General features: G+C 57.7%; 15 protein-coding genes. 10 read left to right on the plus strand and 5 right to left on the minus strand.

Features of this window, described 5'->3' with window-relative positions; all coding sequences use genetic code 11:
- Positions 1 to 39: 39 nt before the first annotated feature.
- The 3 genes from C1Y41_RS17610 (at position 40) to C1Y41_RS17620 (ending at position 2,842) form a co-directional block, all read left to right on the plus strand.
- Complete coding sequence (locus C1Y41_RS17610; protein WP_039381038.1) at positions 40 to 1,389, plus strand: sodium:proton antiporter; 1,350 nt, start codon at positions 40 to 42, stop codon at positions 1,387 to 1,389.
- 25 nt (positions 1,390 to 1,414) lie between these two features.
- On the plus strand, positions 1,415 to 1,756 hold the full coding sequence (locus C1Y41_RS17615) for a hypothetical protein (RefSeq protein WP_104085999.1): 342 nt from the start codon (positions 1,415 to 1,417) through the stop codon (positions 1,754 to 1,756).
- Positions 1,757 to 1,945: 189 nt separating this feature from the next.
- Positions 1,946 to 2,842 (plus strand): alpha/beta hydrolase, encoded by an 897-nt coding sequence (locus C1Y41_RS17620; RefSeq protein WP_039381033.1) that lies wholly within the window; start codon positions 1,946 to 1,948, stop codon positions 2,840 to 2,842.
- 86 nt (positions 2,843 to 2,928) lie between these two features.
- Here the strand turns inward: C1Y41_RS17620 and C1Y41_RS17625 are convergent, their stop codons facing one another.
- Entirely contained in the window at positions 2,929 to 4,020 is a 1,092-nt protein-coding gene (locus C1Y41_RS17625) for an RNA-guided endonuclease TnpB family protein (RefSeq protein WP_104086000.1), read from the minus strand.
- 46 nt (positions 4,021 to 4,066) lie between these two features.
- Between C1Y41_RS17625 and tnpA the strand changes: the two genes are divergently transcribed.
- Positions 4,067 to 4,477, plus strand: coding sequence for an IS200/IS605 family transposase (gene tnpA / locus C1Y41_RS17630; protein ID WP_104086001.1), 411 nt, complete (start codon positions 4,067 to 4,069; stop codon positions 4,475 to 4,477).
- Positions 4,478 to 4,579: 102 nt separating this feature from the next.
- Positions 4,580 to 5,596 (plus strand): NAD(P)-dependent alcohol dehydrogenase, encoded by a 1,017-nt coding sequence (locus tag C1Y41_RS17635; protein ID WP_104086002.1) that lies wholly within the window; start codon positions 4,580 to 4,582, stop codon positions 5,594 to 5,596.
- A 45-nt stretch (positions 5,597 to 5,641) separates the two neighbouring features.
- On the opposite strand, the gene gorA is transcribed toward C1Y41_RS17635, so the two are convergent.
- Positions 5,642 to 6,994, minus strand: coding sequence for a glutathione-disulfide reductase (gorA, locus tag C1Y41_RS17640; RefSeq protein ID WP_104086003.1), 1,353 nt, complete (start codon positions 6,992 to 6,994; stop codon positions 5,642 to 5,644).
- Between the two features lie 125 nt (positions 6,995 to 7,119).
- Here gorA and rnz point away from each other — a divergent pair, with 125 nt between their 5' ends.
- The gene (gene rnz, locus C1Y41_RS17645) at positions 7,120 to 8,031 is read left to right on the plus strand and encodes a ribonuclease Z (protein WP_094112214.1); all 912 of its coding nucleotides are present in this window, start codon (positions 7,120 to 7,122) and stop codon (positions 8,029 to 8,031) included.
- A 12-nt stretch (positions 8,032 to 8,043) separates the two neighbouring features.
- Here rnz and C1Y41_RS17650 read toward each other — a convergent pair whose 3' ends face one another.
- Positions 8,044 to 8,886 (minus strand): 23S rRNA (adenine(2030)-N(6))-methyltransferase RlmJ, encoded by an 843-nt coding sequence (locus tag C1Y41_RS17650; protein WP_039381025.1) that lies wholly within the window; start codon positions 8,884 to 8,886, stop codon positions 8,044 to 8,046.
- Positions 8,887 to 9,243: 357 nt separating this feature from the next.
- Here C1Y41_RS17650 and prlC point away from each other — a divergent pair, with 357 nt between their 5' ends.
- Together prlC and rsmJ are read left to right on the plus strand one after the other, a co-directional pair.
- Positions 9,244 to 11,286, plus strand: a complete 2,043-nt coding sequence (gene prlC, locus C1Y41_RS17655) for an oligopeptidase A (RefSeq protein ID WP_039381023.1) — start codon at positions 9,244 to 9,246, stop codon at positions 11,284 to 11,286.
- Between the two features lie 8 nt (positions 11,287 to 11,294).
- The gene (gene rsmJ / locus C1Y41_RS17660) at positions 11,295 to 12,044 is read left to right on the plus strand and encodes a 16S rRNA (guanine(1516)-N(2))-methyltransferase RsmJ (protein WP_071669270.1); all 750 of its coding nucleotides are present in this window, start codon (positions 11,295 to 11,297) and stop codon (positions 12,042 to 12,044) included.
- A gap of 55 nt (positions 12,045 to 12,099) precedes the next feature.
- Here rsmJ and uspA read toward each other — a convergent pair whose 3' ends face one another.
- Entirely contained in the window at positions 12,100 to 12,537 is a 438-nt protein-coding gene (uspA, locus tag C1Y41_RS17665) for a universal stress protein UspA (protein WP_039381019.1), read from the minus strand.
- A gap of 416 nt (positions 12,538 to 12,953) precedes the next feature.
- Between uspA and uspB the strand changes: the two genes are divergently transcribed.
- The gene (gene uspB / locus C1Y41_RS17670) at positions 12,954 to 13,289 is read left to right on the plus strand and encodes a universal stress protein UspB (RefSeq protein WP_039381017.1); all 336 of its coding nucleotides are present in this window, start codon (positions 12,954 to 12,956) and stop codon (positions 13,287 to 13,289) included.
- A gap of 77 nt (positions 13,290 to 13,366) precedes the next feature.
- On the opposite strand, the gene pitA is transcribed toward uspB, so the two are convergent.
- Positions 13,367 to 14,866 (minus strand): inorganic phosphate transporter PitA, encoded by a 1,500-nt coding sequence (gene pitA, locus C1Y41_RS17675; protein WP_104086004.1) that lies wholly within the window; start codon positions 14,864 to 14,866, stop codon positions 13,367 to 13,369.
- Between the two features lie 241 nt (positions 14,867 to 15,107).
- Between pitA and C1Y41_RS17680 the strand changes: the two genes are divergently transcribed.
- A complete protein-coding gene (locus C1Y41_RS17680) occupies positions 15,108 to 16,292 on the plus strand; it encodes an NAD(P)/FAD-dependent oxidoreductase (protein ID WP_071669272.1) in 1,185 nt (394 codons plus the stop codon).

Below are 16,292 nucleotides of genomic sequence, written 5' to 3' on the forward strand. Positions count from 1 at the left end.
CAGGCTTAAGGGAGTTATGTTTTTGAAAAGCGGAGCGTTATGAATTTCCTTGCCTGGACCGCCGTTGTCGGCGGTCTGTTACTGATCATGTCACTGGCCTCCGGCTGGATCCACCGCGGGCCGGTGACCTCATTTGGCCTCTATCTTATCGCCGGGATTATCTGCGGTCCCTGGGTGCTGGACCTGCTGCGTATCGATATTGTTGGTCACTCTGAGCTGGTGGCGCATATCACCGAAATCACCATGGCCGCGTCGCTGTTTATCACCGGTCTGAAGCTGCGCCTGCCGCTGAAAGCGCACGCCTGGCGGGTCGGACTGCGGCTGGCGTTTCCGGCGATGCTGCTGACGGTAGGCGGTATGGCGTGCCTGGTGCACTGGATCACCGGCTTTAACTGGCCGCTGTCGCTGGCGTTTGGCGCCATTGTTGCGCCAACCGATCCGGTGCTGGCCAGCCTGATTTCAGTCAACGATGCGCGCGATGATGATGCGCTGCGCGTTGCGCTCTCCAGCGAGGCGGGAATGAACGATGGCTCGGCGCTGCCGCTGCTGATCCTGGCGCTGCTGCTGATGCGCCCGGAAGGCTTTGATCTCGCCAGCCTGGGGGAGTGGGCGACGCTGGATGTGCTCTGGTCTATTGGCGGGGGGATTGCAATTGGCTATCTGCTGGGGCGCGTTATCGGCCAGCTCGCGGCGCGGCTGCGCAGCGCGCACGACGATGTGGCGCCAAACGATTTTCTCGCGCTGGCGCTTATTGCGTTCAGCTATGCCGCCTCGCAGGCGCTGGATGCCTCCGGCTTCCTGGCAACCTTTGCTGCAGGCGTCGGCCTGCGGCGCGCTGAACTGCGCGTCACGCGCTGTTTTCCGCTGGAAGATCTGCCGGAGGAGAAGCAGCATCTGCCGGCTGAAGTCATGGTGAATCCTAATCAGCGCGTGCGGCAGAGCGGCGGCGGCATGGTTAAGTCCGTGGGTCTGGTCATTGGCGATGCGCTCTCATTTGGCGATACGGTAGAGCGCCTGCTGGCTGCCGCGCTGATGGTGGTGCTGGGCATTACGCTGGCGCACCACTGGAATCCGATGGGCATCGGCCTGGCGCTGCTGCTGTTTGTCGTGGTGCGACCGCTGGCGGTCTGGCTCACCACCTGGCGCTGCGAAATGCCGCGCGCGCGCCGGCTGCTGATTGGCTGGCTCGGCATTCGCGGGATCGGCAGTATCAACTATATCGCTTTTGCCTGGGTGCACGGCCTGCAGGGCGCTGAAGCGCAGCAGATGGTGGATATGGCCCTGACCATTGTAGTATGCAGCGTGGTGCTGCACGGTATCACGGTGACACCGCTTTTAAACTGGCGTGCTGCCCGCCAGGCGGCACGCACGCAACAGGATGAAACCTGAGTTTCCGGAAACAACAGGAGCCTTTATGAAACGCTTATTGATTGCCCTGACGGGCTTAACCCTTTCCGCCAGCGCGCTGGCGGCAGATGCGGATGCGCAGGAAAATGTCTACGCCGGCCAGCTCTGCCATCTGGTCAGCAGCGAACAGAAAACCGGTGACATGGAGAGCTATACCGCCAAGCTGAAGGCGCAAATGGCCGCCAGCCAGTCACCTTCTGCCATGAACAAGACTGAATTTGATGAAGAGATCGCGCAGGAAGTGATCAACGGCTGGCTGGAACTCGGCGAAGAGGAGCGCGGTAAGCTGCGCCGCGATCAGCAGCAGTGCGAGCAGACCGTCATGACGCAGTTTCAGCAGCAGGATTAAGCCGCCGCTTTGCGGTATGTGCCACCGCGGCAGCGACAGCCATCACGTTATACGCGCCTTTTATGGCGCGTTTTTTTATGGCTTTTTGGTGCGGAATGCGTACATTATCGCCGGATAGAAATCAGACTTTCGTCACACCAATAATCTGACCCGTGGCCGGGTGTTTCCTGAGAGTGGCTGGCACGCAACATGATGACACGTCGTCGTTTTTTACAGGCGAGCGGGGCAACCGTTCTCGCGATGACCACCGGCAAGCTGTTTGCCCGTGATGACATCATTCCGCTCTGGCCGGATGAGCCGCCGGGTGGGGGCGGTCCGTCCGGCCTGTTAAGGGTCAATACTAAAGGCTCATGGACCAATATCGTTTCACCCGCTATCCAGCGCTTTCGTCCGGAAAACCCCAACGGCGAGGCGGTACTGATTGCCGCGGGCGGTGGCTATCGCTTCATCGGCATGGGCCGGGAGGCGTGGCCGGTGGCGCGCTGGCTGAATGCCAATGGCTATACCGCCTATGTGCTGAGCTATCGCCTGCCCGGTGAAAAGTGGCAGGCGGGCAATCTGGCACCGCTGCAGGATGCACAGCGCGCCATTCGCATGGTGCGCGCGATGGAGTCGAAAGTGCACCTGCTCGGCTTTTCGGCCGGCGGCCATCTGCTGGGTATGGCCGCCGCGCGACCTGACTTTCGCACTTATCCGCAGCAGGACGCGCTGGATGAGATCGTGCCTTCAGCCAGCAGCGTGGGGCTTATCTACCCGGTGATCACGCTGGAAGCGCCGTTTCAGCATACGCAGACCCGCCTGATGATGGTGGGGGCGCACGCCACCGCGACCCAGGCGGCGAACTGGTCCGTGCAAAACTATGTTACCCGCGCCTATCCGCCGACGTTTCTCGCCCAGGCAGAGGACGATCGCACCTCTAATCCTTACAACACCGAACTGATGCGCGACGTCTGCCGGCGCATGCGCGTACCGGTTGAGCTGATTGAGCTCAGCAGCGGCGGGCACGGATTTGGCCTGGGTAAAGCGGGCACGCCTGCTGCGCTCTGGGACCAGGCGTATGTGCGCTGGCTCGATAAACTGAGCTGATCGCTGCGGCGCACCTGCCGCACACCCTACCAGGCGGGAATGCTGTTGCACTGCCACACTCAGTAACCGTTGACATCCTCCCCGCCCTAAAGGGCGGGGATTTCTACAGCCAGACGGCGATGCCCCGCCGCGAGTATATTCTTTGACGCGTTCACATCGCGATCATGTAGCGTTCCGCACTCGCTACAAGTCCATACTCTTATTCGCAAGCCTGCTCTACCTTTCGGACTGTTGGGGGATAGTGCCCCACAACACGAACAAGCCTGGGTGGAATAGCTTTCGTTGACTACCTGAAACACGGCTGATCGCGCAATCGCTTTATATTCCAGTTGTGTTTTGAGCATTGACCAGCCAGCGTCTAAAACGCTTTTTGCCATCTTTGTTTTGATTAGCTTGCTGGTGCTCACGTCGCCCACGAAGATCGCCGCATTCGCATTCACAATAGCTGTACTGAATTTGTGCAATGCGTCTTTGCGACGGTTTTTAATTTTGGCGTATATAGCCTTCACACGGCGCTTTTTGTTCGCCCGTTGTGCCTTGCCTAACGACGATTCAAGATCACGATAGAACCGCCCCGCCGCCAGCTTTTCACCGTCTGACGTGGTGGCAATATCCTTTAACCCTAAGTCGATACCAACGGCGCTAACGCCTTCGGTTGGCTGTGCGGTGTAGTCTACTGCTACGTTGAAATACCAGCGCCCCCGGCTATCTTCGGAGAAGCTACCCGCGCGGAATTTATAGGCGCTCAAGCCGTATGAATCCCACACTTTAAACAGCTTGCCAGCAAACTTAACTTGCCCATTTTGCCACTTCGCAAAACCGACTTTAAACGGAATCCAGCCTAACGAGCGTTTAGATCCGCCGCTGATACGCCAGCGCAATTTTGCCCGTTTAAACTGCTTGCGGGCTTTGCCGTGGACGGCGATCACTTCCTGAATGCTGGCGCTATCGATCAGATAGCCTTTTTCCTTGCGGAGTCCGGCGGTTTGCTTTTGAACATCATACGCGGTTAGCCACTTTGGAACCTGCGCACCAAACTCGCCAGCATTGCTATATGCCTTGCTGGTTATCTCGTTTGCCAGATTAAAGATCTGATTCACCTCATACGCCATTTGGCGCAATAAAGCGGCGTGTTTGTCTTTAACTCTGACTGATAAGGTTTTGGTCTTAACATTCATAGTTCGCTACACTACGCAATTTGAAGCATGTTTACAAGGTTGGTCTATGGAGTTAACTTATCGAACGGGGCGGCATTGTGTCTTTGTGCTGCACTGCCATTTAATCTTTATCACTAAGTATCGGGGCAAGGTGTTTAACGCCGTGCAACTGGAAACGCTGGAAAAGATAATTCGCAACGTATGCGAACAATTTGAATGCGAAGTTGTGGAGTTTAACGGGGGGGCGGATCACGTTCATATTCTGCTTAACTTCCCGCCGAAGGTGGCGATCAGCAAGCTGGTTAATAGCCTGAAAGGGGTTAGCAGTCGCAAGATGAAATTGCATCATCCTGAATTGCATAAGCCCGCGTGGAAGTCAGACGCGCTCTGGTCGCCGTCTTATTTCGCTGGAACCGTGGGCGGTGCGCCCCCTGAAATGATAAAAAAATATATTGAGGATCAGAGCCGCCCTCATTAGCGCCCTTGCGGGCGCTTCGCTCTGCATCCCCTACCTAAAAGGAAGGGGCTTTCCGCGAAAAGCCTGGTAACGCGTTATTGTGTCCTGACAGGAGAAAAGCGAATGAAAGCGATGATTCTTAACCAGCCCGGCGGGCTGGATAATCTGCGGCTGGTGGATCTGCCCGATCCCGGCAAGCCCGCCGCTGACGAGATCCGCGTCCGTATCCACGCCACCTCACTTAATTATCACGATCTGCTGGTTGCCGACGGATCGATCCCGACCGAAGCGGGGCGCATTATGATGGCGGACGGCGCCGGCGTCGTGGAGGCGGTGGGCAGCAGCGTCAGCGAATTCCGCCCCGGCGACCACGTGGTTTCCTGCTTTTTCCCGCAGTGGCAGGATGGCCTGCCTTACGCCCGCGTGGGCGACTTCACCCGCACGCCGGGAGATGGCGCGCAGGGCTTTGCCGCGGAAACCGTGGTGCGCCCGGCGCATCACTTCACCCTGGCGCCGCGCGGCTGGAGCCATGCTGAAGCGGCCACTATCACCACCTCCGGGCTGACGGCGTGGCGGGCGCTGGTAGGCGATGCGCAGATCAAGGCGGGCGATACTATCGTTACGCTCGGCACCGGCGGCGTCTCCATTACCGCACTGCAGATCGCCAAAGCGATGGGCGCGCGGGTGATTGTCACCTCATCCTCTGATGAGAAGCTGGCGCGTGCGCGCGAGCTGGGCGCCGATGCCGGCATTAACTACCGCACCACGCCCGGGTGGGGCAGCGAAGTACAGCAGCTGACGGATGGGATCGGTGCGGACGTGGTGATTGAGCTGGGCGGACCGGGCACCATGGCAGAGTCGATCAAAGCGGTGCGTATCGGCGGACATATCGCGCTGATTGGCGTACTGACCGGCCATGAAGGCGTGATCCCGACCTCGCTGTTGATGGCGAAGCAGGCGCGGATCCAGGGGCTGATAGTGGGCCATCGCCGGCAGCAGCAGGAGTTTGTGCGGGCGCTGGAGCAGATTGCGGTGCGGCCGGTGATTGGTGAGCATTTTGCGGCGCTTGACGATCTGCCGGCGGCGTTCCGCCATCAGCAGGGCGCCAGCCACTTTGGCAAAATTACCGTCTCCTGGTAACCGGCTACGGCGATCAAAAAAGGCGCCCGTCCGGGCGCCTTTTTGTTAACGCATCGTCACAAACTCTTCCGCTGCGGTGGGGTGAATCGCCACGGTATTGTCGAAATCTTTTTTCGTGGCACCCATCTTCAGCGCCACGGCAAAGCCCTGCAGCATCTCATCCATGCCGCTGCCGATGCCGTGAATACCGACAATCTTCTCTTCCGGGCCGACGCAGACCAGCTTCATGCGGCACGGCTGGCGATGCTGCGTGACCGCGGTGTACATGGCGGTAAAAGAGGATTTATAGACTTTCACCTGGTCATCACCATACTGCTCGCGCGCCTGCGGTTCGGTCAGGCCCACCGTGCCAATCGGCGGATGGCTGAACACCACTGTCGGAATATTGCTGTAGTCGAGATGCTCATCCGGTTTGTTGTTAAACAGACGCTCAGAGAGACGACGGCCTGCCGCCACCGCTACCGGCGTCAGCTCGACGGCACCGGTGTTATCTCCTACCGCATAAATGCCTGCGACGCTGGTATTCTGAAACTTATCGACGCGGATATAGCCTTTCTCATCGAGCGCAACGCCGGTCACGTCAAGGTTAAGATTATCGGTTGCCGGTTCACGACCCACCGCCCAGACCAGGCAATCCACGGTCTGTTCGCTGCCATTTTCCAGCTGCAGCGTCAGGCTGCCGTCAGCATTTTTAACCACGGCTTTTGGCGTCGCTTCGGTATGCAGCTGCGGGCCTTCCGCCTGCATCACCTCCACCAGCGTTTCGCTCAGGAGCGGATCAAAACTGCGCAGCGGAGCGTGTTTACGCACGAACAGATGCGTTTCCGCGCCCAGCGCGTTGACCACGCCTGCCAGCTCGACGGCGATATAGCCTGCACCCACTACGGCCACGCGCCGCGGTAAGGATCCCAGCTCAAAGAAACCGTCAGAATCGATACCATATTCGGCACCTGGCACAGCAGGGCGCACCGGGCGTCCGCCGGTGGCGATCAGAATATGATCGGCGGTGATCGTTTCACCATTAACTTCCACCGTGTGCGCATCCACAAAGCGGGCAAAGCCTTTGATGACTTCGACTTTGTTTTTGCCCAGCACGTTGTCATAAGAGGTGTGAATGCGATCGATATAGGCGCTGCGGTTCTTTACCAGCGTGGCCCAGTCAAAGCGGTTCATCGTAGTATCAAAGCCGTAATCGGGTCCATACAGATGAATGGCTTCGGCGATCTGTGCCGCATGCCACATCACTTTTTTGGGCACGCAACCGACGTTAACGCAGGTGCCACCCAGCTCTTTCGCTTCGATCAGCGCACACGTCTGGCCGTGCATGGCTGCACGATTAATGGAGGCGATGCCGCCGCTGCCGCCGCCGATAGCGAGGTAGTCAAAATGTCTGGTCATCCGTTGTTTCCGTCTGTTGAGAAAATATGGCGTAAAGTTTACCGCTACCTGGCGGAGCGGCGCAAAGGTTCCGCCTATGATTATGATAGAGTGAAATCCAGGTTTCGCTTACAGGTAAGGCTATTATGCATCTGACTTTTTTAGGCACCGGCGCGGGCGCGCCCAGTTTACAGCGCAATGTCAGCGCGATCGCCCTGACGCTCTCAAAGCGTGGCGACACCTGGCTGTTTGACTGCGGTGAGGCGACGCAGCATCAGTTTATGCGCTCGGCGCTTCGCCCTGGCAAACTGGAGAAGATTTTCATTACGCACCTGCATGGCGATCACATTTTTGGCCTGCCGGGCCTGCTTACCAGCCGCTCGATGGCGGGCATGCTCGATCCGCTGACGCTGTATGGCCCTGAGGGGCTGAAGGCATTTGTTGAAAACGCGCTGAGCCTGAGCAGTTCATGGACCACTTATCCGCTGGAAATCGTGGAGATTGAGGCGGGTCTGGTACTGGATAACGGCGAGTTCCGGGTGACCGCTTATCCGATGAATCATGTCGTAGAGTGCTACGGCTACCGCATTGAGCAGCATGATAAGCCCGGATTTCTGGATGCCGCACGGCTTAAAGCAGAGGGCGTGCCGCGCGGCCCCTGGTATCAGGATCTAAAGCAGGGAAAAGTTATCCGGCTGGAGGATGGGCGCGAAATTAACGGCGCAGACTATCTGGGGCCCGCGACGCCAGGTAAGGTGCTGGCAATATTTGGCGATACCGCGCCGACCGACGCCGCGCTGGCGCTGGCGGCCAACGCCGATGTCATGGTGCATGAAACCACGCTTGAGGCAGCAATGGCGGAGAAGGCCAACGGGCGCGGTCACTCAACGACGGTGCAGGCGGCAGCCGTGGCGCAGCAGGCGGGGGTTAAGCGTATGATCGCGACGCACTTCAGCTCGCGCTATCTCTCTGCAGATCGGGACAAGCTGCTGGCGGAGTGCCAGTCGGTGTTTGCGGCAACCGAACTGGCACACGATTTTGCTGTTGTGGAGATTTAACGCGCCGGGCGGTTACTCTGGTACTACCTGCGTCACGCTATAGTGCCCCGTGCCGGCAGGGACCAGCGTTTTATGCAGCCACGGCAGCAGCTCTTCCATCTGCGCTTTGAGTTTCCACGGCGGATTAATGACGATCATGCCGGAGGCGGTCATGCCGCGCTGGTCGCTGTCCGGACGCACCGCCAGCTCAATCTGCAGAATATTGCGGATACCGGTAGCTTCCAGATCGCGCAGCATATGTTTGATTTGCTGGCGCATTACCACCGGATACCAGAGCGCATAGATACCGGTAGCAAAGCGCTTATAGCCTTCCTGAATCCCTTTCACCACATCCTGGTAGTCGCTTTTCATCTCATAAGGGGGATCGATCAGGATCAGGCCGCGCCGCGCCGGCGGTGGCAGTTTCGCCTTCAGCTGCTGATAGCCATCGCCGCGTTCCACGCGCGCGCGCGCATCTTTGCTGAACTCGGTGCGTAGTAGCGGATAGTCGCTGGGGTGCAGTTCGGTCAGCTGCAGCTTATCCTCTTCGCGCAGCAGGTAACGGGCGATCAGCGGTGAACCTGGATAGTAGCGCAGGGTGCCACCGGGATTCAGGTTACGCACCGCGTTCAGATAGGGTTTCAGCAGCGCAGGCGCGTCAGGCTGCTGCCAGATGCGGGCGATGCCTTCTAGATATTCACCCGTGCGCTCGGCGTGCGCGCTGCTCAGCTGGTAGCGTCCGGCACCCGCGTGCGTATCCAGATAGAGAAAGGGCTTATCCTTCTCCATGAGCGCGGTGAGGATCAGGCTTTCAACGGTGTGTTTCAGCACGTCGGCGTGGTTGCCGGCGTGAAAACTGTGGCGATAACTCAGCATAAAAGATGGGGGTCCGCAGTTGGATCAAAGGAGTTGACGATTGAATATGGCGCGATTATAGCCGGACCGTACAGAAATTGCTGGGCTTTTGCGGCCTCCGCCCCGGCGCTGCGGCAGCGCAGTACGCATCGGGCCAGCCGCGGGAAAGCGGGCAGGGCACGGCAAAATAGTGACAGGCCGATTCAGGCTCACGCTTAATTTGCTGCCAGATCGCGCCTGGAAATGCAATTTTGAGCGTTTTTTCCTACTTCTATTCCATTTTACGGCATTGATTTTAATGTCCGGCGCCCGCATTTTAGTAAAATTGCGTAGCGCGAGTATTCGCGCCCATAATTCCATGATGAAAGGATCGCGCTTATGACTAACCCATTACTTACCCCTTTTACCCTGCCCCCTTTTACCGCCATTAAACCCGAGCATGTGGTGCCTGCCGTGACTCAGGTTCTTGAAGAGTGCCGTGATACGGTAGATCGTGCGGTAACGCGGGGAGCGCCTTACACCTGGGAGAGCCTGGTTCAGCCTATTGCAGAAGCAGACGATCGTCTGAGCCGCGTATTTTCACCTGTCAGCCATCTGAATGCGGTAAAAAATAACCCCGATCTGCGCGACGCCTTCGACAAAGTGCTGCCGCTGCTTTCTGAATATTCTACTTGGGTTGGACAGCATGAGGGCCTCTACAAGGCGTATCGCAGCCTGAAGCAAAGCGAAGGCTTTGCTGCACTCAGCCCGGAGCAGCAGCGCGCTATTGATAACAGCCTGCGTGATTTCGAGCTGTCAGGCATCGGGCTGGAAAGAGACAAACAGCGGCGCTATGGCAAAATTATGGCGCGCCTGTCAGAGCTGGGCTCAGCCTATAGCAACAATGTGCTGGATGCGACCATGGGCTGGACCAAACTTGTCACCGATAAAGCGGAGCTGGCGGGTGTGCCTGAAGATGCGCTTGCCGCTGCCGAGGCGCAGGCTAAGCTACGCAAGCAGGAAGGCTGGCTGCTGACGCTGGATATCCCGAGCTATCTGCCAATTATCACCTATTGCGACAACGCCGCCCTGCGTGAAGAGATGTACCGTGCGTACGCTACGCGCGCTTCCGATCAGGGACCCAACGCAGGCAAATGGGATAATGGCCCGATAATGGAAGAGCAGCTGGCGCTGCGCCACGAGCTGGCCCAGCTGCTTGGCTACGACTCCTACGCGGATAAGTCGCTGGTAACCAAAATGGCCGACAGCCCGTCTCAGGTCATCGACTTCCTGGGCGATCTGGCAAAACGCGCCCGTCCACAGGCTGAGCAGGAGCTGGCGCAGCTGCGTGAGTTCGCTAAAGAGGTGTACGGGGTTGATAACATGCAGCCCTGGGATATCACCTATTTTAGTGAAAAGCAGAAGCAGCATCTCTTCGCGATCAGTGATGAACAGCTGCGTCCCTATTTTCCGGAAGCCCGCGTATTAAAAGGCCTGTTTGAAGTCGTAAAACGTATCTACGGCATCAACGTTAAAGAGCGCAAGGGCGTTGAGATCTACCATCATGATGTCCGCTTCTTCGACCTGTTTGATGAAAGCGGCGAACTGCGCGGCAGTTTCTATCTCGATCTCTACGCGCGCGAGCATAAGCGCGGTGGTGCCTGGATGGATAATTGCGTTGATAAAATGCGCAAGGCGGACGGCAGCCTGCAGAAGCCTATCGCCTATCTGACCTGTAATTTCAGCCAGCCGCTGTCGGATAAGCCTGCCCTGTTTACGCACGACGAAGTTATCACGCTGTTCCACGAATTTGGCCATGGTCTGCACCACATGCTGACGCAGGTTGAAGTCCCGGGAATATCGGGTATCAACGGCGTACCGTGGGATGCGGTCGAACTGCCGAGCCAGTTTATGGAAAACTGGTGCTGGGAACCGGATGCGCTGGATTTTATCTCCGGTCACTACCAAACCGGTTCATCCCTGCCGGACGAGCTGCTGGAAAAAATGCTGAAAGCGAAGAATTACCATGCGGCGCTGTTTATCCTGCGTCAGCTTGAATTCGGCCTGTTCGATCTGCAGCTTCACACAGGTTTTGACCCGCAGCAGGGGCCGAAGGTTATGGATACCCTGCATGCCGTCAAGAAGCAGGTTGCCGTTGTGGAATCGCCGCAGTGGGGACGCTTCCCGCATGCGTTCAGCCATATCTTTGCAGGCGGATATGCCGCCGGTTACTACAGCTATTTATGGGCCGATGTGCTGGCAGCAGATGCGTGGGCGCGCCTCAGCGATGAGGGCATTTTCAATCGCGAAACCGGCCAGGCTTTCCTTGACAATATCCTGACGCGCGGCGGTGCTGAAGAGCCAATGGAGCTGTTCAAACGCTTCCGCGGCCGCGAGCCGCAGCTTGATGCCATGCTGAAAAGCTACGGCATCCAGGGATAAACCGGCTTGTGAAAATCGGTTTAGTGGATGAAACAGGCGCCGGAGACGGCGCCTTATTACAGCTGGCAACGCGCTGGGGCCTTGAGCAGGATGAGAACGCGCCGCTGGCGCTGGTGCTCACGTCTGCGCATCTTGAGCTGCGCAAGCGCGATGAGCCTAAGCTGGGCGGTATTTTTGTCGATTTTGTTTCCGGTGCCATGGCGCACCGGCGCAAATTTGGCGGCGGACGCGGCGAAGCGGTGGCCAAAGCCGTGGGCATCAAAGGCGGCTATCTGCCGGATGTGGTCGACGCAACGGCCGGTCTCGGACGCGATGCGTTTGTGCTTGCCGCGCTGGGGTGCCGGGTGCGGATGCTGGAGCGCCACCCGGTGGTCGCCGCGCTGCTTGAGGATGGCCTGCAGCGTGGCTACGCCGACAGCGAAATCGGCGGCTGGCTGCGCGAGCGGCTGACGCTGCTGCACGTGGCGAGCCAGCAGGCGCTGAGCGATATCGCGCCCGCGCCGGATGTGGTCTATCTCGACCCCATGTATCCGCACCGGCAGAAAAGTGCGATGGTAAAAAAAGAGATGCGCGTATTTCAGTCGCTGGTGGGGGCTGATGAGGATGCCGATGCGCTGCTGGAGCCTGCGCGGCGTCTGGCGAAAAAGCGTATCGTGGTCAAGCGTCCTGATTACGCACCGCCGCTGGCAGGCGTGGTGACACAGTCTGCCGTGGTAACAAAAAGTCACCGCTTTGATATCTATCCGCCGCTAACCTGAAGCGGCAGAGCAGGGCGTCAGATATAAAACAGGCCGGTTATCCCGGCCTGTTTTTTTATTCTTCTTCTGCGTCGCGCAGCGGCACAATCAGCATATCGATATGCACGGTATTGATCAGCTGACGCGCGGATGACATCAGCTTGCTCCAGAAATCCTGGTGATGTCCGCAGACCACCAGATCCACATCATATTTCCGGATAGCATCCACCAGCACCTGGCCCAGATCGCCGCTGCCGCTCAGCGTTTCGCCAACCGGATAGCCTGCGCTGACGGAGAGAGCTTTCAGGGCGCTGTGCGTCTCCTCTGAAATGCGCTTCTGCATATCGCCGAGATTCACGTCAATCAGGCCGGTATAGAGATCGGAATAGTTAACGTCAACGTGGATCAGCGAGATTTTGGCATCATAAGGACGCGCCAGCGATACCGCTTTATCCACCAGCAGCTGGCTTTCCGGAGAGAGATCGACTGCAATCAGGATATGTTTATAGGCCATGATAAAACTCCTTTCTCAATATTCTGGGGGGCTACCCTCCCGCAAACCACGGCGGGCGTTTTCCTTAGCGCGAAGCGGCGATGATGCGCCGGTGACTCAATGAAACTGCAGGATCTGTTGTTATCTGCTGAGTATAGCCAGTGTCACCGGCAAATGCTGCACCGCTGCGCCTGAGCGTGATAACGATCCATTGAGCAGGGGGTTATGCATATATTGACGAAGCGCGTCGCTGGAAAAAGTTTGAGCAGATATTCTACACTGAAATTGCGTGCCACTTTTCTCTGGTGGCGAGGCGCAGATCTGTAAAACAACAACGCCAATCTGCTTATCGATGGCTGGCTTATTTTCCACAGGGCGTCTGCAGCACTTCCCCGCTGCATATCACGTCATTGCGGTACCAGCCAGAAGGGGGAAATATGATCAGCACTATCGCGCTTTTTTGGGCTCTTTGTGTGGTTTGTCTGGTGAATATGGCGCGCTACTTCTCTTCCCTGCGTGCGCTGCTCTACGTATTGCGCGGCTGCGATCCGCTGTTGTACCAGTATGTTGACGGTGCCGGCTTTTTTACGTCTCACGGCCAGCCGGGTAAACAGGTGCGGCTGGTGCGCTATATCTGGTTAAAGCGCTATCTTGACCATCATGACGATGAGTTTATCCGCCGCTGTGAACGGGTGCGCAGTCAGTTTGTACTGACCAGCGGACTCTGTTTTCTGGTCGTGGTGAGCCTGGTGGCGATGGCGATCTGGCAGTAAAGCGACACCGTTATTCCGCGCACAGGCAATAAAAAAGGGCGACACTGCTGTCGCCCTTTTGCCGGAATAGTGCGGTATCAAATCAGATGCAGCGCAATCCAGTAGAGTCCGCCCGAGAGCAAAATACAGACCGGCAGCGTGAAGATCCACGCCATGGCGATATTTTTAATGGTGCGACTCTGCAGTCCGCCACCGTCAACCAGCATGGTGCCGGCCACAGAGGAGGAGAGGATATGCGTGGTTGAAACCGGCATACCGGTATAGCTTGCCACGCCAATCGATACGGCGGCGGTCACCTGCGCTGACATACCCTGCGCATAGGTCATGCCTTTCTTACCGATTTTTTCACCGATGGTGGTCGCCACACGTCGCCAGCCAATCATGGTGCCGATACCCAGCGCCAGTGCCACGGCCACAATAATCCAGACCGGAGCATACTCGATGGTGCCAAGCAGATCGCCCTTCAGCTTGCTGAGGAAGCGCTTATCATCCGCGCCGGTTTCCGGCAGCTTGGCCGCCTTATCTGCAGTGTCAGAGATGCACAGCAGCAGACGACGCATCTGGCTGCGCTGATCGACAGAGAGCTGATCGTAGCTCTGCAGATTGTTCAGCAGGCCCTGGGCCCGGCCGATAGCCTGCAGCGCACGGGCGCTGTCACAGTGGAACTCCTGCGGGCCACTCGAAACTTCTTCCGGCGTCGGCAGCGCAGGCGGTGCCATCTGCACAATGTGCGTCAGCGAATCGCCGTGCTGGCGGTAATACTGCTCCAGATGATTAACGGCATCGCGCGTGCGGGTGATGTCATAACCGGAAGCATTCATATTCACGACAAAACCTGCCGGAGCCACGCCAATCAGCACCAGCATGATCAGACCAATGCCTTTCTGTCCGTCGTTAGCGCCGTGTGAATAGCTGACACCGATGGCCGAAACAATCAGCGCGATGCGCGTCCAGAACGGCGGCTTTTTCTTGCCATCGATCTTTTCACGGTCAGCGGGGGTCATATGAATACGCGCGCGTTTCTTCGTACTGCTCCAGTAGCGGCGCAGCAGGAAAATCAGGCCGCCGGCGATGATCAATCCGATAATCGGTGACAGGATCAGCGACAGAAAGATATTGATCACTTTTGGCAGATTAAGCGCATCCACTACAGAGGTGCCGGTCATCAGCGCATTGGTGAGACCAATACCGATAATGGCGCCAATCAGCGTATGGGAGCTGGAGGCCGGCAGGCCCAGATACCAGGTGCCGAGGTTCCAGATAATGGCAGCCAGCAGCATGGAAAAGACCATGGCGAGGCCGTGCGCCGAACCGACATTCAGGAGCAGGTCGGTAGGAAGCATATGTACGATGGCGTAGGCCACGCTCAGACCGCCGAGCAGCACGCCAAAAAAGTTGAACACACCTGCCATCACCACTGCCAGCTGCGCCCGCATCGCACGGGTGTAGATGACGGTAGCGACCGCGTTGGCGGTGTCGTGGAAGCCGTTGATTGCCTCATAAAACAATACAAACAGCAGGGCAAGAACCAATAACAGGCCGGTACTCAGGTCAAGACCAGCAAACAGATGTAGCATAAACGTTACGCCATTTTGGAGGACATGAACGCGGCGCATTATCTGCGACAACGCACTGTATGGGAAAGAGAAATATAGCCTTTTTTTGTCTTAAATTGGTAACTCAGAGGACAAAACAAGGCAAAAGAGCCGAAAAATGAAACAGTTACATTATGACATATTTACGGCATTTTTTTGAAGGTGGCGCAAAAAGCCGCAGATCACTACAATCAGCGCCTTTCGTAATCAGGTGGACATCGCAGTGGAAAAGTTTGACGTTATCGTAATAGGGGCAGGTGCTGCCGGAATGTTCTGTGCAGCGCAGGCGGGACAGCGCGGGCGCCGCGTACTGCTGCTGGATAACGGCAAAAAAGCGGGCCGTAAGATTCTGATGTCAGGCGGCGGCCGCTGCAACTTTACCAATCTGTATACCGAGCCGGCGGCCTACCTGTCGCACAATCCGCACTTCTGCAAATCTGCACTGGCGCGTTACACCCAGTGGGATTTTATCGATCTGGTCAGCCGGTACGGCATCGCCTGGCATGAAAAAACGCTGGGTCAGCTGTTCTGTGATGACTCCGCGCAGCAGATTGTCGATATGCTGCTGAAAGAGTGTGAAGCGGGTGCGGTGACGCTGCGGCTGCGCAGCGAAGTGCTGAGCACGGAGCGTGACAACGGGGGATACCGGCTGCAGCTTAATGGCGCAGAGGTATGGGCAGAGAAGCTGGTGATCGCCAGCGGCGGGCTGTCGATGCCGGGACTGGGCGCGTCGCCGTTTGGTTACAAAGTGGCGGAGCAGTTTGGTCTGCGCGTCTATCCGACCCGCGCCGGGCTGGTGCCGTTTACGCTGCATAAGCCGCTGCTGGAGCAGCTCAGCACCCTGTCGGGCGTTGCGCTGCCGGCCACCATCGAAGCGCAGGATGGCACGCTGTTTAAGGAGGCGATGCTGTTTACCCATCGCGGTCTCTCTGGTCCGGCAGTGCTGCAGATCTCCAGCTACTGGCAGCCAGGCGAGTTTATCAGCGTCAACCTGCTGCCGGCGCTGGCGCTGAACGACTACCTTGATGAGCAGCGCAGCGCACATCCCAATCTCAGCCTGAAAAACAGCCTGGCGAAGATCCTGCCGAAGCGGCTGGTGGAGGTTCTGCAGGCGATGAATTCGATTCCGGATGTCACCCTGAAGCAGCTCAACAGCAAACAGCAGGCTGAACTGGCGCAGTTACTGCACCAGTGGCGGGTACAGCCAAACGGCACCGAAGGTTATCGCACCGCAGAGGTCACGCTGGGAGGCGTCGATACCACCCAGCTCTCTTCAAAAACCATGGAGGCGCGCGATGTGCCGGGCCTCTATTTCATTGGTGAAGTTGCGGACGTGACCGGCTGGCTGGGGGGCTACAATTTCCAGTGGGCGTGGAGTTCCGCCTGGGCCTGCGCCCAGGCGCTCTGA

It is taken from the genome of Pantoea sp. ICBG 1758 (assembly GCF_002928325.1).
GTDB lineage: Bacteria > Pseudomonadota > Gammaproteobacteria > Enterobacterales > Enterobacteriaceae > Pantoea > Pantoea eucrina.